Annotated in this window: 26 protein-coding genes and 1 pseudogene; 12 read left to right on the top strand and 15 right to left on the bottom strand. The window is 68.2% G+C overall.

The window, feature by feature from the left end:
- Positions 1 to 263: 263 nt before the first annotated feature.
- The 3 genes from D7D52_RS14735 (at position 264) to D7D52_RS14725 (ending at position 1,753) form a co-directional block, all read left to right on the top strand.
- Positions 264 to 1,070: an MBL fold metallo-hydrolase gene (locus D7D52_RS14735; protein ID WP_120736901.1), complete on the top strand. Its 807-nt coding sequence runs from the start codon at positions 264 to 266 to the stop codon at positions 1,068 to 1,070.
- A 2-nt stretch (positions 1,071 to 1,072) separates the two neighbouring features.
- Positions 1,073 to 1,492, top strand: coding sequence for a nuclear transport factor 2 family protein (locus tag D7D52_RS14730; protein ID WP_222932828.1), 420 nt, complete (start codon positions 1,073 to 1,075; stop codon positions 1,490 to 1,492).
- Positions 1,493 to 1,567: 75 nt separating this feature from the next.
- Positions 1,568 to 1,753, top strand: a complete 186-nt coding sequence (locus tag D7D52_RS14725; RefSeq protein WP_120736898.1) for a hypothetical protein — start codon at positions 1,568 to 1,570, stop codon at positions 1,751 to 1,753.
- 80 nt (positions 1,754 to 1,833) lie between these two features.
- On the opposite strand, the gene D7D52_RS14720 is transcribed toward D7D52_RS14725, so the two are convergent.
- The 3 genes and pseudogenes from D7D52_RS14720 to D7D52_RS40310 all read right to left on the bottom strand — a co-directional run.
- Positions 1,834 to 2,391 (bottom strand): type 1 glutamine amidotransferase domain-containing protein, encoded by a 558-nt coding sequence (locus tag D7D52_RS14720; RefSeq protein WP_120736896.1) that lies wholly within the window; start codon positions 2,389 to 2,391, stop codon positions 1,834 to 1,836.
- A gap of 60 nt (positions 2,392 to 2,451) precedes the next feature.
- Positions 2,452 to 4,602 carry a SpoIIE family protein phosphatase gene (locus D7D52_RS39165; protein ID WP_281279195.1) on the bottom strand — a complete coding sequence of 717 codons (2,151 nt, stop codon included), beginning with the start codon at positions 4,600 to 4,602 and terminating at the stop codon, positions 2,452 to 2,454.
- 106 nt (positions 4,603 to 4,708) lie between these two features.
- A pseudogene (locus tag D7D52_RS40310) lies at positions 4,709 to 5,410 on the bottom strand (GAF domain-containing protein); the annotation flags it as partial.
- Between the two features lie 497 nt (positions 5,411 to 5,907).
- On the opposite strand from D7D52_RS40310, the gene D7D52_RS14710 reads away from it, so the two are divergent.
- Positions 5,908 to 6,201: an STAS domain-containing protein gene (locus tag D7D52_RS14710; protein ID WP_120736894.1), complete on the top strand. Its 294-nt coding sequence runs from the start codon at positions 5,908 to 5,910 to the stop codon at positions 6,199 to 6,201.
- Between the two features lie 63 nt (positions 6,202 to 6,264).
- Here the strand turns inward: D7D52_RS14710 and D7D52_RS14705 are convergent, their stop codons facing one another.
- From D7D52_RS14705 to D7D52_RS14685, 5 genes are all read right to left on the bottom strand, one after another.
- Positions 6,265 to 6,531 (bottom strand): DUF4235 domain-containing protein, encoded by a 267-nt coding sequence (locus D7D52_RS14705; protein ID WP_120736891.1) that lies wholly within the window; start codon positions 6,529 to 6,531, stop codon positions 6,265 to 6,267.
- 4 nt (positions 6,532 to 6,535) lie between these two features.
- A complete protein-coding gene (locus tag D7D52_RS14700; protein WP_120736890.1) occupies positions 6,536 to 6,931 on the bottom strand; it encodes a DUF3618 domain-containing protein in 396 nt (131 codons plus the stop codon).
- Positions 6,928 to 7,365 carry a phage holin family protein gene (locus tag D7D52_RS14695; RefSeq protein ID WP_246023868.1) on the bottom strand — a complete coding sequence of 146 codons (438 nt, stop codon included), beginning with the start codon at positions 7,363 to 7,365 and terminating at the stop codon, positions 6,928 to 6,930. Before D7D52_RS14695 ends, D7D52_RS14700 begins: the two co-directional genes overlap by 4 nt.
- Before the next feature lie 173 nt (positions 7,366 to 7,538).
- Positions 7,539 to 8,615, bottom strand: a complete 1,077-nt coding sequence (locus D7D52_RS14690; protein WP_120744117.1) for a lipase family protein — start codon at positions 8,613 to 8,615, stop codon at positions 7,539 to 7,541.
- Positions 8,616 to 9,006: 391 nt separating this feature from the next.
- Positions 9,007 to 9,216 (bottom strand): hypothetical protein, encoded by a 210-nt coding sequence (locus D7D52_RS14685; protein WP_120736888.1) that lies wholly within the window; start codon positions 9,214 to 9,216, stop codon positions 9,007 to 9,009.
- 505 nt (positions 9,217 to 9,721) lie between these two features.
- Between D7D52_RS14685 and D7D52_RS14680 the strand changes: the two genes are divergently transcribed.
- From D7D52_RS14680 to D7D52_RS14670, 3 genes are all read left to right on the top strand, one after another.
- Positions 9,722 to 10,342: a PAS and ANTAR domain-containing protein gene (locus D7D52_RS14680; RefSeq protein WP_281279194.1), complete on the top strand. Its 621-nt coding sequence runs from the start codon at positions 9,722 to 9,724 to the stop codon at positions 10,340 to 10,342.
- Positions 10,343 to 10,530: 188 nt separating this feature from the next.
- Positions 10,531 to 10,653, top strand: coding sequence for a hypothetical protein (locus D7D52_RS39875; RefSeq protein ID WP_281279193.1), 123 nt, complete (start codon positions 10,531 to 10,533; stop codon positions 10,651 to 10,653).
- 119 nt (positions 10,654 to 10,772) lie between these two features.
- Positions 10,773 to 11,210 (top strand): pyridoxamine 5'-phosphate oxidase family protein, encoded by a 438-nt coding sequence (locus D7D52_RS14670; RefSeq protein ID WP_120736884.1) that lies wholly within the window; start codon positions 10,773 to 10,775, stop codon positions 11,208 to 11,210.
- Here the strand turns inward: D7D52_RS14670 and D7D52_RS14665 are convergent.
- From D7D52_RS14665 to D7D52_RS14650, 4 genes are all read right to left on the bottom strand, one after another.
- Positions 11,198 to 11,626, bottom strand: coding sequence for a pyridoxamine 5'-phosphate oxidase family protein (locus D7D52_RS14665; RefSeq protein ID WP_120736882.1), 429 nt, complete (start codon positions 11,624 to 11,626; stop codon positions 11,198 to 11,200). The genes D7D52_RS14670 and D7D52_RS14665 overlap by 13 nt on opposite strands.
- A gap of 33 nt (positions 11,627 to 11,659) precedes the next feature.
- Positions 11,660 to 12,730, bottom strand: a complete 1,071-nt coding sequence (locus tag D7D52_RS14660; RefSeq protein WP_120736880.1) for a GAF domain-containing protein — start codon at positions 12,728 to 12,730, stop codon at positions 11,660 to 11,662.
- Between the two features lie 54 nt (positions 12,731 to 12,784).
- Positions 12,785 to 13,609 carry a sigma 54 modulation/S30EA ribosomal C-terminal domain-containing protein gene (locus tag D7D52_RS14655; RefSeq protein ID WP_120736878.1) on the bottom strand — a complete coding sequence of 275 codons (825 nt, stop codon included), beginning with the start codon at positions 13,607 to 13,609 and terminating at the stop codon, positions 12,785 to 12,787.
- Between the two features lie 182 nt (positions 13,610 to 13,791).
- Positions 13,792 to 14,436, bottom strand: a complete 645-nt coding sequence (locus D7D52_RS14650) for a response regulator (protein WP_120744116.1) — start codon at positions 14,434 to 14,436, stop codon at positions 13,792 to 13,794.
- A gap of 185 nt (positions 14,437 to 14,621) precedes the next feature.
- On the opposite strand from D7D52_RS14650, the gene D7D52_RS14645 reads away from it, so the two are divergent.
- The gene (locus tag D7D52_RS14645) at positions 14,622 to 16,301 is read left to right on the top strand and encodes a GAF domain-containing sensor histidine kinase (protein WP_120736876.1); all 1,680 of its coding nucleotides are present in this window, start codon (positions 14,622 to 14,624) and stop codon (positions 16,299 to 16,301) included.
- Between the two features lie 3 nt (positions 16,302 to 16,304).
- Here the strand turns inward: D7D52_RS14645 and D7D52_RS14640 are convergent, their stop codons facing one another.
- Positions 16,305 to 17,309, bottom strand: coding sequence for an MASE1 domain-containing protein (locus D7D52_RS14640; RefSeq protein WP_162958321.1), 1,005 nt, complete (start codon positions 17,307 to 17,309; stop codon positions 16,305 to 16,307).
- A gap of 243 nt (positions 17,310 to 17,552) precedes the next feature.
- Between D7D52_RS14640 and D7D52_RS14635 the strand changes: the two genes are divergently transcribed.
- From D7D52_RS14635 to D7D52_RS14620, 4 genes are all read left to right on the top strand, one after another.
- Positions 17,553 to 18,629 carry a right-handed parallel beta-helix repeat-containing protein gene (locus tag D7D52_RS14635; protein WP_120736874.1) on the top strand — a complete coding sequence of 359 codons (1,077 nt, stop codon included), beginning with the start codon at positions 17,553 to 17,555 and terminating at the stop codon, positions 18,627 to 18,629.
- Positions 18,630 to 18,753: 124 nt separating this feature from the next.
- Positions 18,754 to 19,128, top strand: a complete 375-nt coding sequence (locus D7D52_RS14630) for a nitroreductase/quinone reductase family protein (RefSeq protein WP_246023866.1) — start codon at positions 18,754 to 18,756, stop codon at positions 19,126 to 19,128.
- Positions 19,129 to 19,244: 116 nt separating this feature from the next.
- The gene (locus tag D7D52_RS14625) at positions 19,245 to 19,730 is read left to right on the top strand and encodes a methanogen output domain 1-containing protein (RefSeq protein ID WP_187703154.1); all 486 of its coding nucleotides are present in this window, start codon (positions 19,245 to 19,247) and stop codon (positions 19,728 to 19,730) included.
- Entirely contained in the window at positions 19,655 to 20,803 is a 1,149-nt protein-coding gene (locus tag D7D52_RS14620) for a PP2C family protein-serine/threonine phosphatase (protein ID WP_120736870.1), read from the top strand. Before D7D52_RS14625 ends, D7D52_RS14620 begins: the two co-directional genes overlap by 76 nt.
- 11 nt (positions 20,804 to 20,814) lie before the next feature.
- On the opposite strand, the gene D7D52_RS14615 is transcribed toward D7D52_RS14620, so the two are convergent.
- Together D7D52_RS14615 and D7D52_RS14610 are read right to left on the bottom strand one after the other, a co-directional pair.
- Positions 20,815 to 21,630 carry an alpha/beta fold hydrolase gene (locus D7D52_RS14615; protein ID WP_162958320.1) on the bottom strand — a complete coding sequence of 272 codons (816 nt, stop codon included), beginning with the start codon at positions 21,628 to 21,630 and terminating at the stop codon, positions 20,815 to 20,817.
- Between the two features lie 134 nt (positions 21,631 to 21,764).
- A complete protein-coding gene (locus tag D7D52_RS14610; RefSeq protein WP_120736866.1) occupies positions 21,765 to 22,742 on the bottom strand; it encodes an alpha/beta hydrolase in 978 nt (325 codons plus the stop codon).
- Positions 22,743 to 22,951 lie beyond the last annotated feature (209 nt).

Here is a 22,951-nt window from a genome sequence, read left to right as displayed (position 1 = left end):
GCTTCATGACGAGAAATATCTGACTAGTCAGACAATGTTGTGTCAGGTGAACAGCCGCGAACCCGCGAGCACCCAACCGATGCCGAGGTCTCCGATGAAGCTCGTGTATGTCTTCGACGCCTACTGATCGGTCACGCGTACGAGCGGTTGATCGCCGACGGATCGTTCGTCATGGACTCCGAGTCCGCCGCCGACGAGGTCGAATCGCGCCTCGCGGCCGTGTCCTGATCACCCATCCCCTGCGAATCCGGAAGGAATTCCCCATGAGCACACTGACTTTCACCGTCCTGGACCTAGACTTCCCGGTCGGATCCAAGAACAAGACGGCCACACTCGTCACCGGTGAGAACGACGCCCTGCTGGTCGACGCCGGCTTCACCCGCGCCGACGGCCACCGGCTCGCCGCGGCCGTCCTCGACTCCGGCAAGCGGCTGACCACCGTGTTCATCAGCCACGGTGACCCCGACTTCTACTTCGGCGCCGAGGTTCTCGCCGACGCCTTCCCCGAGGCGACCTTCGTGGCCACCCCGCAGGTGATCGAACACATCGAGCACTCCTACCAGGGCAAGCTGCAAGCCTGGCAGGCGTTGGGCCCCAACCTGCCCACGCGACTGGTCGATCTGAAGCCGCTCACCGGCGATCTGACCTTCGAGGGCCATCGCTTCGAACTGAAGGGCGGCCCGGCCGAACTGCACGATCGGCACTACCTGTGGCAGCCCGAGCAGCGGGCGATCCTCGGCGGCGTCCTGCTGTTCCAGCGCGAACACGTCTGGGTCGCCGACACCCCCACCGTCGAGGAGCGCGCGGCCTGGATCGCGCTGCTCGACGAAATGACCGCGCTGGCACCGGAATTGGTGGTGCCCGGCCATCGCCTGCCCGGCACGGCTGCCGACGCCTCCGCCATCGCCGGCACCCGCGAGTACCTGGTGGCCTTCGACGAAGAACTGGCCCGGGCCGCCGATGCCGCCGCGCTGACCGAGGCCCTGGTCCGGCGCTACCCCGACAACGGCATGCTGATCGCCGCCCAGATCGGCGCCAAGGTCGCCATGGGCGAAATGACGTGGGGCTGACCATGACCCACGACACCGACTTCGCGACCTCCCCCGCACCCGCCGACGTCGTGCGCCGCCAGTATCTGGCGTCGGCGGCCGGTGACCTGGCCGCGCTGCGCGCCACCCTCGCCCCCGATGTGGAGTGGACCGAGATGGCCGGGTTCCCCCTCGCCGGCACCTACCGCACACCCGACGGCGTGACCTCGAACGTGATGGAGAAACTGGGCGCGGACTGGAGCGGCTGGATCGCCCACGACGACACCTACGTCGTCGACGGCGAGAACGTCGTCGTGCTGGCCCGCTACACGGCCACCCACAAGAACACCGGCAAGCAGCTGAATGCCCGGGTGGCGCATCACTTCACGGTGCGCGGCGGGCTGATCGTGCGCTTCGAACAGTTCGTCGACACCGCGCTGGTGCGCGACGCCGCCACTGCGTGAACCCCGATCGTCAAGGGCGAGATGCGGTGGGGTTGAACAAGGTTTGGTAACGGAAAAGCGAGGTAATACTTCGCCATGACCGTGACGCTCGAGACCCGCAGCCCCCGACCCTTCGGATCGGTCCAGGTCAGCGGCAATGCCGACCGGACCCCGTCGCATCGCGACCGCCTGGTACGTGCCCAGGTCCGATTGGCCGCGCTAGCGGGCACCTGCGCCATTTCCGCGGCCGCGCTCCTGGCGTTGGCGCCGCTGCCGCTCTGACAGCACGCCCGGTTTCGCCGCACCCCCAAGAGCTTTCGTCTTCGAACGAGCTTGGGGGTGTCACCTGTCCCGGGGTTCGATCACTCGCTCAGCCGCGCGGTGATGGCATCGACGAACGCGGGCAGATCGTCCGGTTTGCGCGAGGTGATCAGTGTCCAGCCCGCCGCGTCGTCGCGCACCATCTGTTCGTCGACCCATTCGGCGCCCGCATTGACCAGATCGGTGCGCAGCGAGGGATAGGACGTGAGGGTCTTGCCCGCCACCGCCCCCGCCTCGATCAGCAGCCACGGGCCGTGGCAGATCGCCGCGACCGGCACGTCGTTCTCGGTGCACGATTGCACGAGTTTGCGTGCGGCGCTGTCGGTGCGCAGCGTGTCGGCATTGACCGTCCCGCCCGGGACGACCAGCAGATCGAACGCATCGGCCGACACACTGTCGACGGTCGTGTCCGGTCGCACGGTTTCCGACGGCTCGAGATCGTGCTCATAGGTGCGCACCTCGGAATCCTCCAGCGCCGCATGGGTGATCTGCGCCCCACGCTCGCGCAGCCGGTCCCTGGGCACGATCAGTTCGTCGTGTTCGACACCGGCGTTCGAGGTGACGATCAAGATGCGCTTTCCCGAGAGTTCGTTCGACATCGGGTCCCTCCTCGATAACGGCAGACGCTTACCTCGGCGCACTACCCGCGGCGCCGGGGTTCAATCCCGGCCCTGCCGATCGAGAGCCTTGCGCATCCGCACGGTCGTGCCATCCGGGCCCGGTTCGACGGTGACCTCGTCCATGAGGGCCCACATCATGATCAGCCCGCGGCCGCGGTGGCGGGCATTGTCCGGGGGCGGCGGACGCCAGCGCCCGTTGTCGGCGACCGTCAGCGACAGGGTGCCGCCGAGCACGCGAATCACGATGGTGACGGTGGGCGGGTGTGCGGCCGCGGCGCCCGCGGAATGCGCGTGTTCGATGGCGTTGGCGCAGGCCTCCCCCACCGCATGCAGGACATCGATGGTGATGTGATCGGCGATGTCGTGCTCGGTGAGCCAGTCCCGCACCGCATGCCGGCTGGCCGCGAGCCGGCCGGGACTCGCCGGATAGGTGAGATGCAGCGGGGTGACGGGACGATGCACCAGCAGCGCGACATCGTCGGTGTAGCCGTCCGGCGGCGCCAGCGCGGCCAGGGTGGCGTCGGCGAGCTCGCGGACGGGCAACCGGCGGTGGCGGGCGAGAGCGGCTGCGGCGGCGTCGATTCCGGTGTCGAGGGTCTGGCGGCGGCGTTCCACCAGGCCATCGGTGTAGAGCAGCAGGGCGGCGCGGTCCCCGATGTGCGCGAGCGCGTTGGTGCGCGGCCGGGCGGCGACGCCGAGGACCGGATGGTGGCCGCCGTCCAGGACGGTCACGGTCCCGTCGTCGTCGGCCAGCAGCGCGGGCGGATGCCCGGCGCTGCTGTAGTGCAGATCACCGCTGGCGGGGTCGAGGACGGCGCAGAAAACACTGGTGCACAAGGCATTCGGCAGCACCGTCGTGACCGCGTCGAGGGCGGTGAGGGTGACGGCGGGGTCGGCGGTGTGCAACAGCATCGCCTGGCAGGCGCTGCGCAGCTGACCCATGACGGTGGCGGCCTGCAAGCCCCGGCCGACGCAGTCGCCGACCACGATGCCGATGCGGTCACCGGGCAGGTCGACGATGTCGTACCAGTCCCCGCCGACCTGCAAAGGCCGCGTGGCGGGTTCGTAGCAGACCGCGAAACCCGGTGGGAGCCGGGAGGGTCCGAGGATGGCGTGCTGCAGGGCGAGCGCGGTTTCGCGTTGCTGATCGAATTGATGGGCGCGGCGCAGGCCGCCGGCGAGATGGCCGCCCAGCACCGCGAGCAAAGTGCGGTCCTGTTCGGTGAAGCGGCGCTGCAAGCTGATCAGCAGTACCAATCGCCCGGCGGGATGGTCCAGGCTGATTCCGGTGTCGCCGGCGGCGGTGGTGACCGGCAGCAGCAATGGCTGGGCGGCAACATGATTCACCTCGGCGCGCAGCTGCTCGTCGAGATCGTCCCAGGACAGCGCGGTCACCGACGCCGCGCCGGCGGAGTCGCGCGACCCGGCGGCGCAGACGGCGGGCGCGGCCTCGCCGGTGGGGAAGGCGATCGCCAGCACCCGGTCGGCATGCCACATGTCGCGCAGTTCGCACAGCGCCGCGGCCAGCGCGTCGTCGAGGCTGGCGGCCTTCGCCAGCTGCCAGCCCAGCGCCGACAGCGCGGTCTCGCGCTGAATGGCGTAGTGCTCGTCGGTGACGTCGCGGAAACTGCCCGCGATCATGCGCTCACCGGTATCGGGGTCCTCGGTGGTGGCGAAGGTGACCGCGACCCATACGCGATGACCGTCCTTGTGCGCCAAAGGAATTGTCGCGGTGCCCCGGCCTTCGCGGACCAGCAGCTCGAACACCTCGCGGACCCGGCGGTAGGCGGCGGGGTCGAGTTCGGGGTCGGGCCACCACGGCTGGTCGGGGGCGGCGTAGGGCAGGCCGTCGCGGTCGTAGCCGAGGATGTCGGTGAACGCGTCGTTGATCTCGAGCACGTTTCCGCCGGTGTCGCAGAAGAAGAAGCCGGCCTCGAGGGCGTCGACGATCGCAGTGCGCCAGGCGGCGTGGCGGCCGCGCAGGCGGGCCAGCTCGATCGTGGTGCGGGCGCGGGCGAGCAGTTCCGCCGCCGAGAACGGTTTGACCAGATAGTCGTCGGCGCCGGCGCGCAGGCCCTCGATCGCCGCTTCCTGTCCGGCGCGCGCCGACAGCAGCAGGATTGGGATCTGCGCGGTCCGTTTGCTCGCCCGCAGTTCGGCGACCAGGGCCAGGCCGTCGATGCCGGGCATCATGAACACCCTGCTGGACTTCTCCCGGATCGAAGCAGGGCGCCTGGAGGCCCGCTACGAGCCGGTCGGTGCGCAGCTGCTGCACCGGGCCCATGATGAGGGTCAGCGGGGTGCGGAACTCGTGGCTGATATTGGAGAAGAAGGTGGTTTTGGCGCGATCGAGTTCGGCGAGTTCCTCGGCGCGGCGCTGCGCGGATTGGTAGGCGATCGCGCCGTTGATCAGGCCCGAGCACTGCCGGGCCACCAGCTGCAGGAAGTTCTGGTAGGCGCCGTCCATGGCCCGGCCCGCGCTGGCGGCGAGCACGATGGCGCCCACCGCCTCGTCGCCGGTGTCGGCGGCCAGCGGCACCACCATGGCCTCGGTCGGGGAGGTCTGCCATCCTCCGGCGGGCAGCGTGTCCCAGCGCTGGGCCAGGTCGTGAACGGCTGTCGCGCGGCCGGTTTCGAGCACCTCGCCCAGTGGCCAGCAGTCGGCGTCGGCCCAATCCGGGACGGCGTCCACCGGGGCCGTGGCGGACAGCTGGAGGTCACCGGTGCCGGGATTGTGGAGATGGATGGCCGCGAACGGCACATCCGCGCCCGAACGCGTCAACACCTCGGCGATCAACGCGGCCGCCGCGTCGACACTGCCGGCCTTTCCCGCCTGCGCCCCCAAATCCTGCAGAACCGCCAACCGGCGCTCGCCGATCACCCGTTCGGTGGTATCGGACACCGCGGTGAAAACGCCGCCGACCGAGCCGTCGGTCGCACGCAGGAGGCTGTAGGAATAGGTCCAATAGGTTTCTTCCCAATACCCGTGCCGATTCATCGGCAACAACAGATCTTCCGACCAGGTCGCCGCACCGGTCGTCATGACCGATTCGAGCATTGGGCCGATGATATGGAAGATCTCCGACCACACCTGCCCGCCCGGCCGCCACAGCGCGGGATGCTTACTGCCGAGCAGCGGAATGTAGGCGTCATTGTTGACGAATCGCAATTGCGGGCCCCACCACACGATCATGGGGAATCGGGACATCAGCGCGATCTCGACGGCCGAACGCAGGGTATCCGGCCAGCGCTCCGGCGGCCCGACCTCGGTGTCGGCCCAGTCGAAATCGCGCATCCGCGCGGCCATCTCGCCCGCGCCCGGGAAAACCTGATCCAGACGCGCTGTCTCGGTCATGGGCCCAGTCCTGTCACGTCAGCTCGCTAGCTTCACACCCTTCGGCAGGCCTCCAGCGATACAGTAAACGACAGGTTTGCCTCAGTCCTCCGTTTCCCGTTCGTGTACGAGCCGGATTGCCCTATAAGGACCCGAATCGCATGACCTCCCCGCTCGAGATCACCGTCGACGACCGCGACCGCGCGACGACGTTGACGATCACCGGCGAGATCGATATGACCAACGCCGAGAAATTCCGCGGCGCCCTGGATTCCGCGCGCCCACGCCAACGCGAGGTCACCATCGACCTAACCGGCGTCGAATATCTCGACTCCTCCGCCCTCGCCGTCCTCCTCCCCCGCGCCCACGAACTCCGCGTCATCGCCTCCGCGAAACTACGCAGAGTCCTCACCATCGGCGGCCTGACCGCCCTGACCACCGTCGAATTCGTCTGACGCCGTATCGGATGGGTGAGGCCGGTCGAGGGCATTGGACAGCATCTGGTTCACGTCGATCGGTCAGTTGGGCCAGGTGCCGGTCAGGCGGCGGGTGGCGGTGGCTCCGGCGCGGTCGACGGCGGCTTTGACGCCGGCGAAGATCGCGCCCTGGATGACTGCGGCGAGGAGTACTTCCTGCCAGGTGCGGGTTTCGTCGGTGGCCTCGGGGACGTGTTCGTCGTGGCCGAGGAGCTTCCACGTTTGCTTGAAGACCAGGCCGGCGAGCAGGCCGCTGAGCGCGCCCAGGATGAGACCGACCGGCTTGTAAGCGATCTTGATTGCTCTCACCGGTTCATCCGTTCCGCCGGCGGCGCACCGCCCACACCGTCACCACCACGCCGGCCGCGCCCGCGAGCACGACACCGGGATGGCTGCGCGCCTGATCGGCGAGCTGAGCACCCTTGTGCCGCACCGGTTCCGGCGTTTTCGCCTGCAGCTTGCGGCCGGCGCGCACGGTGCCGGCCCGGGCCTGCCCGGCGGCCTCGACGGTCATGCCCTTCAACTGCTCGACCTTGGCGACAGCCTGCTGTTTCGCCGCGTCGGCCTTGTCCTGTGCCCGCGCCTTGATATCGGCCTTGGCCGACAGCGCCTCGACGGTCTGCGCGAGTTCCTCACGCGTGTGCTCGACCTGCTCACGCAACTCGTCCACACTGGCCGCGGTGTTCTTCTCGGGATCCGGCTGGTTCATCGGTGTGTACTTTCCTTGATCTGGGCGATGTCAGCCTTGACGTTCTCGATGGCTTGATCCGGAGTCGGCGGCGCGGCCTGCCCGACCTGCTTGCTCCCGGTCAACGCCAGCACCGCCGCGATCACCGCGAGCACCGCCGTGACGATCAGCGCCGACGCCCACACCGGCAACGCCAGTGCCAGCGCCGCGATCACGGTGGCGACCAAGGCCTGTAGGGCCAGGAACCCCACCACCCCCGCGCCGCCGAACAATCCGCCGCCGACTCCGTAGCGTTTGCCCTTCTCCTTCATCTCCGCCTGCGCCAACCTCAGTTCCCCGCGCACCAGTTCGGTCAACTGCTGCGAGGCCCGCTGCACCAGCTCCCCCACCGTCTCCTGTCCCGGGTCGTGGGCCACCGGACCGGGTTGGATGTGCTGCGATTGTGCGCCCGACACGGCAATCACCTCCACATTCTGTCTCGCTCGACCGTCACGTCCGAGCAGCCCCGAACGCCTCTGTTCAACGACCTACCCAAACCCGAGCGTCTGACACCGCGCGGACGGGACCGCCGGTGAACGGAATTCCCTGGACGGTCCCGAGCAAGCGCCGATCCCCCGGCGCGGCAACGTCATCCGCCGAGGGGGAGGCCGAGCAGGGTACGCAGGACGGTGCCGATGGCGCTGCCGAAGGTGGTCAGGGCGGCGGGGTCGAGGAGGGTGGAGGGGACGGTTTGGATGTCGCAGCCCTGTGGGAGCGGGGCGCCGGTCATGCGTTGTTCGAGCCAGGTGAAGGCGGCGGGGGCGCCCAGGACGGCGACGGGGCCGTGGGCGCTGAACATGAAGGGGAACAGGTCGCGGCGGTAGGTGACCGAGGCGCCGTTCGCGCAGTATTCGCTGACCTGGCGGTCGGTGCCGGCGATGGTGCTGGCTTCGTCGTAGACGGCGTTGTAGAGGTAAATCGGTGCGGTGGGCGTGGATTGGGCGTAGCCGCGTTCGCGCAGGGCCTCGGCGATGACGGGGTCGTGCAGGAATTGATCCAGCGGGACGGTCAGGTAGCGGGCGAAGTCGGGCAGCGCGAGGAAGCGGCCCAGGCTGTCGAGGTCGGCGTTGATGACGATCTGACCGGTGCAGCGGTCCTTGGCTTGGCGGACCAGATCGCGGGCGGCGGGGGTGAGGGGGTCGAAATGTTCGGCCGCGCGGATGCCGTCGAGGGCGATGTAGCCGGGTTCTCGCGGGGTGAGGAAGTGGTCGTTCACCCCGCCTTGGTCCGGGATGGACACTGCCCAGCCGTGATCCAATCCCACTGCGGCGAGCAGTATTTCGGCGCTGGCATTACCGGCGGTGATGGGTCCGTCGGGATTGGTGAAATCGATGGGGGTGCCCTGCTGCAAGGCCACCGAGGGGCGGCACATGCCGGTGACCGCGTCCACCGCCGTCTGATACGACAGCAGCGGACGCGGGTGGACCGGACCGTCGGGAAGCATCACCGTGCTCGCGGCGGTGTACGGGTCTCCGTGGGAATCGGTTGTGCGATACAGCAATTGCCACGCGCGAATATGGGTGGGGAACAGATTCAGGGCAGCGACCTGCACCGGCCGCGACCGCAGAATGGTGCCGGGCTCGGTCGATTCGTAGCCCGCGGGCGCGGTGTAGAACGGGTCGTCGGCGGCCGAGGGCGCCGCCGACGCGACAGGCGCGGAGGTCATCGCGGTCAACAAGCCGCCACACAGGCAGCCGACAGCGGCGACCACGGAGGTGATTCGCCGACGCTTCAGAAGGGTTCCCGCACGTCGCGCGCCGGTCCCGAATTCACGCCCCATATCGCACCCCACAAGGTAGAGAATGATTACTACCTATAGTGAACGAGACGGGCGTCACAACGTCAACCGGCAATCCGACAACTCGTCGGTCCCCGCGCCGGCACTCCAGCGAGTGCGACAGGATTGATCGGAGCGCTTCAGCAGCAGCCGGATGGGCTCTGCCACAGAGGATTTGAGGCCACAAAGGTTTTGAGCCAGGAGCGCCGATGCATATCGGCGGTCAGTGCTTCGCAATCAGCCTGGGCGGCAAGGCATTTCGAGTCGGTCGGCCTACAGGTCAGGGTTTCGTGTGCGGGGCCGCCAGCATATTGATGGTCAGCATCCAGGCGCCGGCCAAGCCGGCGCCGGCGGCCAGTGCGGTAGGGATGGAACGGGTCAGTAGTGCCAGGCCGAAGACGAAGACCAGACACGCCAGCGCGGCCAGGACGGTGCTGGTCGGATCGACATTGGTCGCCTTCGCGGTCCGGTTACGGGAGTGGATGATCATATGTGCAGGGTTTCCATCCCACCGGTTATCAAACCGTGACATACCGTGAAAACAGGACTCAACCCGATATATCCGCAGGTAGAAGGCCCAGAAATTTGTTGCAGCAATGCAACCGGGACGCTCCGCGGCAAGGTACAAGAACAACACATCTCCGCCGAGCGGCGAACTCGTCGGCGTCGCGTAACCGTCGCCGAGAGGGTGGGCGGCTCAGTGCTCAGCCCTCTCGGCGACGGTTCCTATTTCGATCGGAGCCGGCGTTCCGCTGCGCCGCCTCCGGAACTCAATTCGACCCGGTCGGGGCCGCGGGTTGGTATACGACCCGACCGTCCCGCGCGGCGACAGCGTCCGGTGTACCGATCGGACAAACCGGACGTGCGATGCGTCGCGTTTTTCGGTTGTGAAGATCGAATTGCCGCGGTGTTCGAGACGCTCCCCGGGCCCGGCAAGTCGCATAATTAGGCGGTGAGCGCGTCCGCCGAGTCTGCAGCCGGGACCGGACCCCGCGGTGGGGGCGGGTCCGCGTACGGGCGGTTTTCGGTTCTGGTTCGCCACGCGGCGCTGGGATTGGTCGCCCGAGGTGTATCGCATGCACGGCTATGTGCCCGGGGAGATCGAGCCGACGACCGATTTGCTGTTGGCGCACAAGCATCCCGACGACCGCGCCCAGGTCGCCGAGATCATCGCTCGTTCGATCGCGGCGGGCGAGCCGTTCTCGAGCCGGCACCGGTTCATCGACACCCGCGGTGTCGAGCATCAGGTGATGGTGGTCGCCGATCGCATTCTCGATGACGATGGCCGGGCCGTGGGTACGACCGGGTTCTATATCGAACTCTCGAGCGTGATCGCCGACGCCGAGCAGCACGCTCTCGAAGCGAGACTGCCCGAGATGGTCGATGCCCGCGCGGCCATCGAGCAGGCCAAGGGCGTGTTGATGCGTGTCTACGGCATCGACGCCAAACAGGCATTCGACCTGCTCAAATGGCGCTCGCAGGAAACCAACGTCAAACTACGCGCGCTGGCCGAGCAGCTGCTCGCCGAACTCGACGAGATGCCCCCGGCGCCCTCGACGATCCGCACCAGCTTCGATCACCTGCTGCTCACGGTGCACGAACGCATCCTGCACTGACCGGCGATGACGGGCTGGTCGGTTTCATCGCCCACCGCGGCGGTACCCCCAGCGTGTCCAGCGTGCCCACAGCGCACGCCCGGGAACCGGAAGGGAGACTGCCATGACCGAAAAGAAGAGCCAATCGCTCCGCCGAGACCGGCGAATACGTCAGCGAGCAGACCGCCGCCCAGCATCCCCGCACCACCTTGGGTGAGGACGAGCCCCACGACGGCGACCAGCGCCGCGACCGCTCCGCCATCACCGGCCATTTCGTCAAATCCGATACCAGCCGCCGCCACCCGGACACCACCGTCACCGAGAACGAATGATGCGGCCCGCGTCCGTCAGGTAGCCCATACGGTCGAACCGCCTTGGCGCGCAACGTCGACGGCTAGGCTGGAGTTCTTCCGCCATTGCCGACTGCCGCAGCGATGGGAACCGAGGCGCAGTGATCCCCATCGAGGACAACCGACCTCGCCGCACGGTGGATCTCACCACCGAGGAGGCGTGGAAGTTGCTGGGCGCCGCCACCTTCGGGCGGGTGGTGTACACCCAGCACGCGCTGCCCGCCATCCGCCCGGTCAATCACCTGGTCGACGACGGAATGATCATCATCCGCAACCGGCTGAGTTCCCGATTCACCACCTCGGTGTACGAGTCGGAGACGGTGGTCGCCTTCGAGGCCGATTCGATCGATCCGATCCGGCACACCGGGTGGGCCGTGATCGTCACCGGAATTGCCCGGCCCGTCGAGGATCCCGACCATTGCCTCCGCTATGGACGACAATTGCAACCCTGGGTGGACAAGGCCACGGACACCCTCATCGCCATCGAGCCGACGATCGTCACCGGAATACGCCTCCTCGACGAAACTCACCCCTCGTAGGTTCGCTCCGATGTGCCGCGCGGGCCGATGAATTCGATACCGGTGACGATCCGCGGGCATATCCGGATGATCCGGTCATGCGGTTCGGACGGCCCCGGGCGCAGCAGCCGGCGGTAATGCGCGAGGTCGTCCACGTCGGTGGCGGTGTCGGCGATGCCGGTGACGGTGACATACCAGCCGCTGCGCGTGCGGTGGTCGATCGAATCCGCCTCGTAGGTCGCGGCTTGCGAATCGGCCGACATGCTGATGCCGGAGCCGGCGCGAATGATCAGTTGATCGGCGTCGACTATGTGGTCGGCCGGTCGCACGGCGGGTAAAGCGAAGCGCGAGAACATGACTCGCCCCATGCCGACACTGCCGAGCAGCGTCAGCGCCGTCTCGGCCGGCGGCTCACGGGTGTCCGGTCCTGGGCTCATGATCGGCCTCCGTCGGGTCGGTGCTGGCAGCGTTCAACGGCGCGGGCGCGCGCCCGCCCGAGTGGCCGACCGCTCGGTGGCGCGGTCGCGGACCAGTGCGAGCATCGCCAGTCCGGCATCGCGAGTGAGCATGTCCAGGTCTTCGAGCACACCGGCCACGGCGTCGCCGGCGGCGCGAATGTTCTCCGGCGTCGCGGCGGCCTGGTCGAAGACGGCTGCGAGAGTGTGCAATTGCAGTCCGACGCCGAACAGGTGCCGCACCAGCCGGTCGCTGGAGGCCGCGAAGGCCGCCTCCGCGCCCGTGAGATCCCGTGCGGGATCGAAGGACCAGCGCGCCGGACGCTCGGCGTCGTCGCCGCCGGGGCCGTCATCGGCGAGCGTCGACGCGCCGAGCAGCCGCATCTGGTCGGGCGCGAGCAGCGCCGAAACCATCGCCCGGCCAATGGGATCGAACCCGGTGCCATTGGCGCCCATGCTGCGGGCGATGGCCTCGCCGGCGAAGTCGCAGTAGAGCTGCAGCAGTCGCAGCTGCTGTTCCGAAGGCCGCCAAGGATTCTGGAAGTGCGTGGACACTACGGCGACGACCCGCCCCGAATAGTCCAGCAGCGGCGTGGATTGGACGCCTCGGAATCCGGCGGCGGCGGCGATGTCGCGGTGCGGCGCGAATCCCGGATCGGCGTTGACATCGAAGATCGCCACCTGACCCGCACCGGCCGCGCGCCCGCACACGGAGCCGGTGTCGTCGACCACCGCGAAGTACTCCAGGAACTCGTCGTCGAATCCCGCCTCGGTGGTCAGCAGCAGCGCACCCGTGGCGGGATCGACCAGTTGCACATCCCCGAAATCCGCTCCGCTCAACATGAGTGCGGCCTCGAGCACTCTGGGCAGGAGCGCGTCGACCGTGGACCCGTCGCAGAGGCGTGCGGTCAGCCGGTGCAGGCGACGCATGGCGTCCGGTTGCTCGACCGCGAATCGGACCGCGTCGGCGAAATGCTCGGCTCGCGCCGTGAGTTTCAGTGTGTCGCCCGTGATGCTCGGCGCCACGGCGCCGTGGGCGGCCCGGACCTGTTTCAGCGCGTGCGCCGGATTCCAGCTCGACCCCATGAGCCCAGCCTCTTTTCGCGTGTTCGAAGGCCGATCGCGGGGGCTGTGAAAACGTCAGAGGTCGTGCCCGCCTCCCCGACGATGCGTGCTGGCCAGAGTGTACGTCGGTGCGTCAGCGGGCGACAGGGCCGAAAGCGGGGCAGACGAGCCGCTGGGGATCAGGAGGGCGAGGTCGCCGTCGTAGCGACGGTAGAGCAGCCGGCCGCGGCCGTCGTACGGGTCGGTGTAGAACAGGAACGGTAATCCGTAGCGGCACAGGCGAATCGCGGCTTGACGTTCGGTGTGGGTCGGTGTTGCCGGTGAGTCGGCGGCGTCCAGCATCGGCAGAGACAGCCGTGGCGCCTGCCGATTTCGCTGGCGCGCCAGTCGTATTCCGAGCGGACCGGCCCAGTAGACGATGGCGTCCTCACCGGTCTCGCGGTCGGTGAACAGGTGCGCGTCGTAGTCGGCGGCGTCCATGGCGGCCACCGCGGTCGCCGGGTGGCACAGGCGTAGGCGACAGGTCTTGCGGCGCGTGATCGGGCGTGTCGGACCGGGATAGGCCAGCGGCCGGCGGCCGGCGTCGACCCACCACCGCGAGTGGTCGGCGGACAGGATCCTGCGCAGCTGCCGGTCGAGTCGTTCCGCGACCAGGGTGAGCGCGAAACTGCCCGGGCCGTCGGCTTGAGCGCGCACCGGCAGGCCGTGGACGCTCACGTCGACCTGGGCGACCGTCGGCCCGCCGGCGTATCGCGGACCGGTCAGGCGCGTCCACGCCACGCCGTCCACCCGATTGTTCTGCAGCACACGCCCGATGACGCCCTCGGCACGCTGCGCCTCGGTGGCCGGGACGGGGCCGCGGACGGTCACCGCGACCTGCCCCGTTTCGTTCGCTGCCATACAGACGGTCACGTCGGCACCTCGTCTCTGGTATCGATGACTTCGAGCGCACCCATACCATCACTGCGGTCGTGCCCAAGTCAGTGCCGAAGGTCCCCGCAAGTCCCCGGCCGGTACCGGTACCCGCGAATCGCGAAACATACTGGTCGGCAATGCGGTTCGCCCACGAGGCCCGCACAGCGCTACCGCGCGCGCCGGGTCCCGGTGGTATTCGACGCCAGCAGCGCCGCTTCGACACGGCGTTCCACACCCAGTTTCGCCAGCAGCTGCGAGACGTAGTTCTTGATCGTCTGCTCGGCGAGCTGCAGCCGCTCGGCGATCTGCCGGTTGGTCAGCCCCTCGCCGATGAGCGTCAACAGCCGTCGTTCCGCCTCGGTGAGATCGGCCGGCACGCCGCTGGGCCGCACATTGCAGTGCACGCGATTCATGAGGGTGGCGGTGGCGCGATTGTCGAGCGGCGAGCGGCCGGCCGCGACCTCCCGGATGGCGCGGGCCAGCTCCATCCCCTGAATATCCTTGATCACGTATCCGCTGGCCCCGGCGAAAACCGCGTCCAGAATGGCCTGTTCGTCGATATAGGCGGTCAGGATCAGGCAGCGCAGCTTCTCGAACCGCGACAACAGGTCTCGGCAGAGTTCGATGCCGCTCTTGGCCGGTAGCATCAGGTCGATCACCGCGACGTCGGGAGCCGCGCGCGCGATGCTCGCCATCGCCTGTTCGGCGTCTCCCGCCTCGCCGATGACCATGATGTCGGGTTCGGGAACGAGCAGTGCGATCAGACCGCGACGGACGATCTCGTGATCGTCCACGAGGAACACTTTGATCATCGGACCCATCCGTTCAGAGCCGGTCGAACAACCATAGTCACCCGCGGCGACCGATCGATAAGGTCGAAAGTCTTCTCTTCCAGCTACGTTCGTCGCCACTTTCGGCCAGGACATGGTGCCGCGGCGTTCGCGGGTGGGAGACTGGTGCGGTGCCAGCGGGTCCGGGCTTCGAGCGCACCGCCCACATGAACCTGCACGAATTGCTCGCCGACGTGCAGCACCGCATCTCCCAGATGGTCGACGTCCACGACCGGATGGATCAGCTCATCGGGGCGATGATGGTGATCGCCGAGGGCCTCGATCTGGACGACACGCTACGCACGATCGTGCACGCCGCGATCGAACTCGTCGACGCCGACTACGGCGCCCTGGGCGTGCGCGACACCCGCGGCGGGGTCAATACGTTGTGCGAGTTCGTCTACGAGGGCATCGACGATCGCACCCGGGTGCTCATCGGCGACCTGCCGCACGGCGGCGGCCTGCTGGGACGGCTCATCGACGAGCCGAAACCGGTGCGGCTGCGCGATCTTTCGACGCATCCGGCGTCGATGGGCTTTCCCGACCATCATCCGCCCATGCACACCTTCCTGGGCGTCCCGGTCATGGTGCGCGAGGAGGTTTTCGGCAGCCTGTATCTCACCGAGAAGACCGGCGGGCGCGAGTTCACCGAGGACGACGAGGTGGTGGTCCGGGCCCTGGCCGCCGCGGCGGGCATCGCGGTGGAGAATGCCCGCCTCTTCGAGAATCTGCGGTTGCGGGAGTCCTGGCTGGAGTCGATCCGCGACGCGGCCACCGAACTGCTCGCCGGGGGCGAACCGGCCGAAATGCTCGACCTCGTCGCCACCCGCGCGGTCGGCCTCGCCCAGGCGGTCTGCGCGTTCATCGCGATGCCCGAGGATGCGGAACTGCCCGACGCCGAGATCACCGAACTGGTGGTGTCCGCGACCGCCGGACCCGTGACCGAGGGCCTGCTGTCTCGATGCGTCCCCCTGGACGACCCGGGCATCGGCGCGGTCTTCCGTTCCGGGGAACCCCTCGTCGCGCACGGGCTCGCGGTCGACCCGATGCCCGCGGCGTCGCGCCGGTTCGGCCCGGTTCTGCTGCTGCCGTTGCGTGTTCGGCGAAAGGTGCTCGGAGTCCTGGTCGTGCTGCGCGACCTCGGCGCCCCGGAGTTCGACGCCACCACCCAGGCGTTCCTGGCGGTGTTCGCCGACCAGGCCGCGCTCGCGGTGCGGTTGGCCGAAACCCAGTCCCGGATGCGTGAACTCGATGTGCTGACCGACCGCGACCGGATCGCCCGCAATCTGCACGACCGGATCATCCAGCGGCTGTTCGCGACCGGTCTGGCGTTACAGGGCACCACGCAGCGGGTCCGTTCGCCCGAGATCCGGGTGCGGCTCGGCGATACGCTCGATGATCTGCAGTCCATCGTGCAGGACGTCCGGCAGTCGATCTTCGATCTGCGCCAGCAGGATCCGGCCGCGCCGCGCCTGCATCAGCGCCTGCACGACCTGATCGCGGAGATGACCGAGGAGACCGGACTGCGCACCACCGTGCACGTGTCCGGGCCGTTGTCGGTGCTGCCGGACTGGCTCGCCGTCGAGGTGGAAGCGGTGCTGCGGGAAGCGCTCAGCAATATCGTCCGGCACGCGGGCGCGGACGCGGTCACGATCACCCTGGCGGTCGGCGACGACATCACGGTCGAGGTGATCGACAACGGGAGGGGCGTGCCCGACGCCGTCGAGCGCCGCAGCGGGCTGGCCAACCTCCGCACTCGCGCGCAGCGGATCGGCGGCGGCTTCGACCTCACCCCGGGACCCGAGCGCGGGACCGTCGTGCGCTGGGTCGTGCCGCTGACGAATTGACTCTCAGCGACGCTGATCGACCGAAGTCCGGCGCTGGGTGAGCACGCGCTCCACGATGTCGCTCACTCCGTCGCGCAACATGTTTCGCTCGCCCAGTACCGCCAGCGCCTGCGCCAGTTGAGTGCACGCCTCGTCGACCTCGTGGCGCGCCTGATCACGTTGCTGGATGACCGTGGCGTGCAGCAGCGCGGTCAGCGCCACGGTGGCGTTGAAGACCTGCAAGTTGATCATGCGGGTGGCCAAGCCCAGTCCGGCGAAGGCCGGCAGATCCCGCGATGCCGCGTAGGTCTCGACGATCGAGGCGATCACCGCGCACGGCATCGCACCGGCGAGGTGAAACCGCACGGCCGCCCAGATCAGGAAGGGGAACACCGCGAAATGCAGGTGGGCCGTGGTGAATTCCGGCAGCGTGACGGCCAGCACCGTCCCCGCCGTCAACGCCGCGGCCTCCGCGACCCGGATCGGCTCGAGTGCCCCGGGTATCCGGACCGTGCGTACGAGCAGGATCAGCGGCGTGAACGTCAGCACGCCCATCGCGTCACCCGTCCACCACACCAGCCAGGTCGGCCAGAAGCTCTGCCACGAATCATGCGCCGCCGCCAGCGTCACGCTGCCGATCGTGGCGCTGACCGACATACCGGCCAAAGCTCCGAGGAACACCAAGGCGAGAACATCACGGGGGCCTTCGAACCGACCTCGGAACCCGCTGCGCGCCAACAACAGATACGCGCACACGGGCGCTGCGGTATTCCCGGCCGCGATCACCAGAACCGCGGGCAGCGTCGGCCCGAGGGCGAGATTGGTGGCGAACGCGCCCAGCGTGATTCCCGGCCAGACCCGCGGCCCCAGCAGCACCAGGCAGGCGACCGCGATACCGGTCGGCGGCCACAACGCGGTCACCTGCACGCCGGCCAGCGCCAACCGCAGACCGATCTGCGCGGCCCCGAAGTAGGCGACAGCGACGACACCGATCCACAGCAGTAATACGCCGTGCCTATGAACGGACACGACAGCAACGTTAGTGATACCGGTATTGCGCCGCCTCGCCTTTCGCGAACTCCGGCCCGGTTCGTCGATCGCCGCGATTCATTCGGACCGGTCGGTCCGGTAGATGCGGGCTTGGAGTGCACATGCACGGGGTGCGGGCGAGAATTTCGGCGAACTGCCCATGGCAGCGGGCCGGGTATACCAATCATTCTAGTGTGACGAGCACCACAACGACCGTGGGCCCGTCACCCCGAGGAGTGCTTGATGACTGTGCGCCGATTCGTCGAAATAACCTGCACCGCAACGGCTCTCGCATCGATCTGGATTCCCCCGGCTGCCGCCGACACCGGCTCGGCACAAGCTCCCACCACGGTCGTGGTGTCGACCACCGACGACGGCGCCGCCGCCGATCCCTTCGGATCCGACTGCCGAACCCGCAGCGGCGAGTGCACCTTACGCGCGGCCGTCCAGTTCGCCGACGCGCATCCGGGCACCACGATCATGCTGCCCGCCGGGCATTACCGGCTGACGATTCCGCCGAACCCGGTGAACATCAACGGCCCGCTCGTCGATCCGACAGCGGGTGATCTCGACGTCACCTCCGACACCACGATCCTGGGCGCGGGCCAGGATCAGACGATCGTCGACGGCAATCACCTGGACCGGGTGTTCGTGACGGCGGCTTCGGTGTCCCTGTCGGGTATGACCGTCACCGGAGGCAATGCGGCCGAACGCGAGATCCCGCTCTACGACACCAGCGGCGGCGGGATCGCCAATACCGGCAAGCTCGCCCTGGATCATGTCACCGTCACCGGCAATGCCGCCGACTACGGTGGCGGCATCTTCAATGTGCCCGTCGCCGACATGGTCGCGACCGACAGCATCGTCACCGGCAATGCCGGCGGCGAGGCGGGCGGGGTGCGCTGCGACAACACCTGCACCTTCACGCGCACCACGATCAGCGACAACCATGTGATCAATCCCGGTCGCTGGTATCGGCCCGGCGGATTCGCCGGGCGCGGTGGCGGTCTCGACATTCGAGGGGTGGGGCTGGTGGTGCTCATCGACTCCGCGGTCACCGGCAACAGCGCCACCGACGGCGGCGGTGGCATCAATATCGCGCCCGCCTATCTCGACACGCTGCCGTATCAGCTGACCGATGCGGTGAATCCCGGTATGGGACATCTGATTCTGCGCGGCACGACGATCTCCGGGAACACGTCGGTGCTGGGCGGGCAGAACTGCAAGAAGGTGTTCGGCGAAATCACCTCGACCGGCGGCAACACCAGCAACGACGCGTCCTGCGATCTCACCGCCGCGGGCGACCGAGTCAACCCTTGAGAATCAACGGAAAGGATTGCCCGATGGGCTCTTTCAACGTGAACGACTGGATGACCACCCTCGCACACCTGCTGGCCGCGGGAGTCTCGACGGTCATCTCCGCGCTGTCGGCCGGATCGTCCAGATGAGTCGATCGCACGGTCGGGCACGTGCCATGCGGGCACTGGCCCACGTCAACCGGCGCGTCACCAACCCCCTCTTCCGCGTGGCCGCCACCCGCCTGCCCGGCTACGGAAACGTCGTGCACCGGGGCAGGCGTTCGGGCAGACGCTTCCGGACCCCGGTCGGACTCACCTGGCACGACGACGAACTGCTGATCGCACTGAACTACGGCACCGGCAGCGATTGGGTGCGAAACGTACTCGCGGCCAAGGCATTCCAGCTCGAACACCGGGGACGAACCATCCTCCTGGACGCCCCGGAGATCGCCGAGCGCGACGGTCGCCCCTTCCTGCGCGCCCGGCGCACCTCGTCGGCCGGCGGGTACGACCTGGCGTGAAGCCTCACGGGGGCCGGGGCGCGGGCCATTGTGCTCTGGAGCAGCATCGTCGGGTGAGGTCGCTCCGGGCGACAGCGGCACGGTAAGGGAGTGCGTGGATCAACGATCTCGAGGCTGTGGACATTCCGCTCGACCGTGATGTGTTCCTGCGGACCCTGGTGCGGGAGCTGGCATCGTCGCTGGAGACGGTGGTCGGCCTGCAAGAAGCCTCGGGATACATCAGTGTGGTCGGTCAGGCGGTGGGCAACCAGATCGACGACATGTATCTGCGGGCGCTGGGCGTGCCGCGGCTGTCCCCCGACCAGGTCGCCGACGCGTTGGTCGATCTCAAGCGCCGCATCAAGGGCGATTTCTACGTCATCTCGCAGGACGAGACGAAAATCGTGCTGGGCAACCGGGCGTGCCCGTTCGCGGAGAAGGTCCTGGGCCGCGAATCCATGTGCATGATGACCTCGAACGTGTTCGGCACCATCGCGGCGCGCAACCAGGCCGCGGCGTTGAACCGGGAGGTGGCCTCCGGCGCCGGGTGGAAGCCGAGCGCACGCGCCTGCTGGCGGCCGAACAGGCCGCGCGGGCCCGGTTGCAGCAGCTCTATCGTTTGACCGAGGCGTTGGCCTCGGCCACGACCTTGCCGCAAGTCGTTGCCGCCGTGCGGGATTCGGCGCCCGCCACCTTGAACGCGGCGGCGGTGTCGATCGAGTTGTATCGCGAGCGGCTGGCTCCGGTTCTCGACGCGGCCGAGGAGTACTGGGCTCCGCTCGGGGGTCGCACCGCGACCGGGATCGAGGCGCCCGGGCAGCATGCGCTGACCTCCGTGGCCTTGATCGAGAACGGCCGCAAGCTCGGCACTCTCGCGATGTCCCATGCGCAGGGACAGCCGCCGGATGCCGAGCATGTGTCGGCCGTGGCCCAGCAGATCGCGCAGGCGGTGCGCCGGGCCGCCTCCTACGAGCACGAGCATCGGGTGGCCGAGCGGCTGCAACGCAATCTGCTGCCGGTCATGCCGTCGGTGCCCGAGGTGGAGATCGCCTCGGCCTACGCCTCCGGCACGGATCTGATAATGATCGGGGGCGACTGGTACGACATGTACGAGCTGGACCGCGACCACGTCGGTTTCAGCATCGGTGATGTCGCGGGGCACGGTCTGCCGGAAGCCACCGTGATGGCTCAGCTCACCGCGGCTCTGCGCGCCATCGTGCCCCGCCATGGCCGTCGGCCCGCGACCGTGTTGGGCGAGCTGAATCAGATTCTGCGCCACTATCATCCGGGCCGGATGGCGACCGCGTGCTATCTGGTCTATCACCATCCGTCCCGGACCCTGCGCTACAGCAAGGCCGGGCACCCGTCGCCGCTGGTGATCGGCGCCGACAACACCGCCCGCTACCTCCTGGACGCCTTGTCTCCGCCGCTGGGAGCGCCGGTGACCCAGTTCGACCAAGCGGAAACCATACTGGCAGAAGGAGATACCGTCCTGCTCTACACCGACGGCTTGATCGAACGCCACGGCGAGGATCTCGACATCGGTTTCCAGCGACTGCTCGCCGCCGCCCAGACCGGGGCCGGTCTCACCAACAAGCAACTGTGTGACCTCTTCCTGCACCATCGCCCCGATTCGCAAGCGCCCGACGACCGGGCCCTGATGACCATCCGCTTCCGCAGCGGGACAACGGAATAGCGTCCGAGGGGTCATGCGCTCTCCTTTCCGCCCGTTCCGGCGATATCGGAGGCGTCGAGGATGGTGCGGGCCACCAATTGCGGCGCATCGGACATGGGGACGTGCCCGCAACCTGGCAGTGTCACCCAGCGGGTGTGTGCGGGTAGTTCGTCGCGCATGCGGCTGACCGACGGGCGCAACATTCGGTCGTGGTCGCCGAAGGCGATGGTGACCGGGACCGAGATGCCTTGTCCCCCTTCGAAATGCAGGGACCGCGCGTGACGGACTGCCAGCAACAGCGCTCGCTGGGAACGGTCCAGGTCGCGGATCATCGCGATGCCCTCCGTGCGCGGGATGCGGGCGGGGTGGCGGGCCACCAGCGCCAGGCTCGCGTGCCGCACGAGGTCGAAGCGCAGCGCCCTGGCGCCCGGGCCGCGGGTGAGCAGGCCGCCGGCCATCGCGGTCAGGAACTGCGCGTACAGCAGGTCGGGCATGCCCCGCCGCCACAGCCCGGCGGGGGCGATCGCCGCGACCGATCGCGCCATCCCGCGTTTGGCGGCTTCGAGGGCGAACCAGCCGCCCATGGAGTTGCCCGCGAGATCCACCGGCCCGTGCAGGCCGAGGCGGGCGAATTCCCCTGCCAGCTGGGCCATCACCCATTCCATGGTGAACTCGACCCGGTCGGGAAACGGCGTCAACCCGAACCCCGGGAAATCGAGCGCGATGACCCGGCGGTCGGCGGCCAGCCGGTCCATGACCGGCAACCAGTTGCGCGCCGATCCGCCCGCGCCGTGCAGCAGCACCAGGGGTTGCCCCGCGCCTCGCTCGATTCGGTTCCAAACAGTCATCAGCCAGCTCCCTCGATGGCGCATACCCCGCTTCAAGCATCACGTCGTGCCCGGCGCAATGCCATGGTCGATCTGCCGGATCCCGCCCTCCGGTTTCGGTCGAGAGCACTACCCGGAGCGGTCGAAAACACCTGTCAGGACGGGATGCCGAGAGTGCCGGCGAGGAACGGCCACGAATTGTGCAGATCGTCTTCCCAGTAGCCCCACGAGTGGGTTCCGACGGGCCGATTGTCCACCGTGACAGGGATATTCAGCTCGTGCAGCCGGTCGGTCAAGTTCACGGTGCAGGCGTGCACGGCGGCCTCGATCGGTCCGCCGAACGCGATCTGCACGGGCAGCGGGATGAGACCCTCCGCGACGCGCCGATCACCGAGCGTGTCATGCGGTGCGGCCGCGATTCCGGTGCCCGAACTCAGATAGATCGCGGTACCCCGCAGCCGATCGGCATTGAGCAGCGGGTCGTTGGCGCGCCACAGCGGGCCATCGAGCGGGCCCCACATGTTCTCCACGCTCTGCGCGCCGGACCAGTTCTCCACGGTGATCCGAACGTACTGCTGCCCCACCGGATCCGAGGTCTGGGCGCACCCGCTGTAGGACGCCACCCCCTGCCAGAATCCGGGCTTGGCGATCGCTAGGTTCAGCACCGACGTCCCGCTCATCGACACCCCCACCGCGGCGCGAGTTCCATTGGCCCCCAGGAAATCCTCGATCGCCGGCGGCAGCTCCTCGTCGAGGAAGGTCTGCCATTTGTTGACTCCCAGCACCGGATCCGGACGGACCCAATCGGTGTAGTACGAACCGCTCCCGCCGATCGGATTGACGACATTGACGTCCTTGCCGCGCAAGAAGTCCATCGCATCGGTCTGCGTGTCCCATCCGCTGCCGTTCGGGCCGCCTTGGGAACCGTTGAGCAGGTAGAGCGTCGGCCGCGGCGCGGCGGTGGCCGCCCGGATCACCCGTACCGGGATCGTCTTGTCCATCGCGGGCGAGTACACGCCCACCATCTCGTCGCGGTCGCCGAGCCCCTGCACCGAAACGACCCGGGCGCCGCCAGGATCGGCGGTGGCGTCACCGATCCCGGCCGCCATTCCCGCGCACACGCATACCGCCATGGCCCACCGCGCTGTCGCGAGCGATCGTCGTAGTCTCACGGATGTCCCCTTCTGCCGGCCGACCGGGCGTCGTCCGCCCGGCATCCGAAGGTTCGCGCCGGCGCCGTCGAAGGTTTGGCCCGCGGCTGGACTGAACGTAGAGTGGACGATCGGCACACATCCGAACGTGCGGAAAGCGATAGCTGTACTCGAGCGAGGTGACTGTGGCA

Source organism: Nocardia yunnanensis (assembly GCF_003626895.1).
Taxonomy (GTDB): Bacteria; Actinomycetota; Actinomycetes; order Mycobacteriales; family Mycobacteriaceae; genus Nocardia; species Nocardia yunnanensis.
This window is presented reverse-complemented; position numbering and strand designations above follow the sequence as displayed.

Excerpts from the sequence above, each read along its gene's own strand:
- D7D52_RS14735 (WP_120736901.1), top strand. The coding sequence starts at position 264 with ATGAGCACACTGACTTTCACCGTCCTGGACCTAGACTTCCCGGTCGGA.
- D7D52_RS14730 (WP_222932828.1), top strand. The coding sequence starts at position 1,073 with ATGACCCACGACACCGACTTCGCGACCTCCCCCGCACCCGCCGACGTC.
- D7D52_RS14725 (WP_120736898.1), top strand. The coding sequence starts at position 1,568 with ATGACCGTGACGCTCGAGACCCGCAGCCCCCGACCCTTCGGATCGGTC.
- D7D52_RS14720 (WP_120736896.1), bottom strand. The coding sequence starts at position 2,391 with ATGTCGAACGAACTCTCGGGAAAGCGCATCTTGATCGTCACCTCGAAC.
- D7D52_RS39165 (WP_281279195.1), bottom strand. The coding sequence starts at position 4,602 with ATGCCCGGCATCGACGGCCTGGCCCTGGTCGCCGAACTGCGGGCGAGC.
- D7D52_RS14710 (WP_120736894.1), top strand. The coding sequence starts at position 5,908 with ATGACCTCCCCGCTCGAGATCACCGTCGACGACCGCGACCGCGCGACG.
- D7D52_RS14700 (WP_120736890.1), bottom strand. The coding sequence starts at position 6,931 with ATGAACCAGCCGGATCCCGAGAAGAACACCGCGGCCAGTGTGGACGAG.
- D7D52_RS14690 (WP_120744117.1), bottom strand. The coding sequence starts at position 8,615 with ATGACCTCCGCGCCTGTCGCGTCGGCGGCGCCCTCGGCCGCCGACGAC.
- D7D52_RS14685 (WP_120736888.1), bottom strand. The coding sequence starts at position 9,216 with ATGATCATCCACTCCCGTAACCGGACCGCGAAGGCGACCAATGTCGAT.
- D7D52_RS14665 (WP_120736882.1), bottom strand. The coding sequence starts at position 11,626 with ATGAGCCCAGGACCGGACACCCGTGAGCCGCCGGCCGAGACGGCGCTG.
- D7D52_RS14660 (WP_120736880.1), bottom strand. The coding sequence starts at position 12,730 with ATGGGGTCGAGCTGGAATCCGGCGCACGCGCTGAAACAGGTCCGGGCC.
- D7D52_RS14655 (WP_120736878.1), bottom strand. The coding sequence starts at position 13,609 with ATGGCAGCGAACGAAACGGGGCAGGTCGCGGTGACCGTCCGCGGCCCC.
- D7D52_RS14650 (WP_120744116.1), bottom strand. The coding sequence starts at position 14,436 with ATGATCAAAGTGTTCCTCGTGGACGATCACGAGATCGTCCGTCGCGGT.
- D7D52_RS14645 (WP_120736876.1), top strand. The coding sequence starts at position 14,622 with ATGAACCTGCACGAATTGCTCGCCGACGTGCAGCACCGCATCTCCCAG.
- D7D52_RS14635 (WP_120736874.1), top strand. The coding sequence starts at position 17,553 with ATGACTGTGCGCCGATTCGTCGAAATAACCTGCACCGCAACGGCTCTC.
- D7D52_RS14630 (WP_246023866.1), top strand. The coding sequence starts at position 18,754 with ATGAGTCGATCGCACGGTCGGGCACGTGCCATGCGGGCACTGGCCCAC.
- D7D52_RS14615 (WP_162958320.1), bottom strand. The coding sequence starts at position 21,630 with ATGACTGTTTGGAACCGAATCGAGCGAGGCGCGGGGCAACCCCTGGTG.
- D7D52_RS14610 (WP_120736866.1), bottom strand. The coding sequence starts at position 22,742 with ATGGCGGTATGCGTGTGCGCGGGAATGGCGGCCGGGATCGGTGACGCC.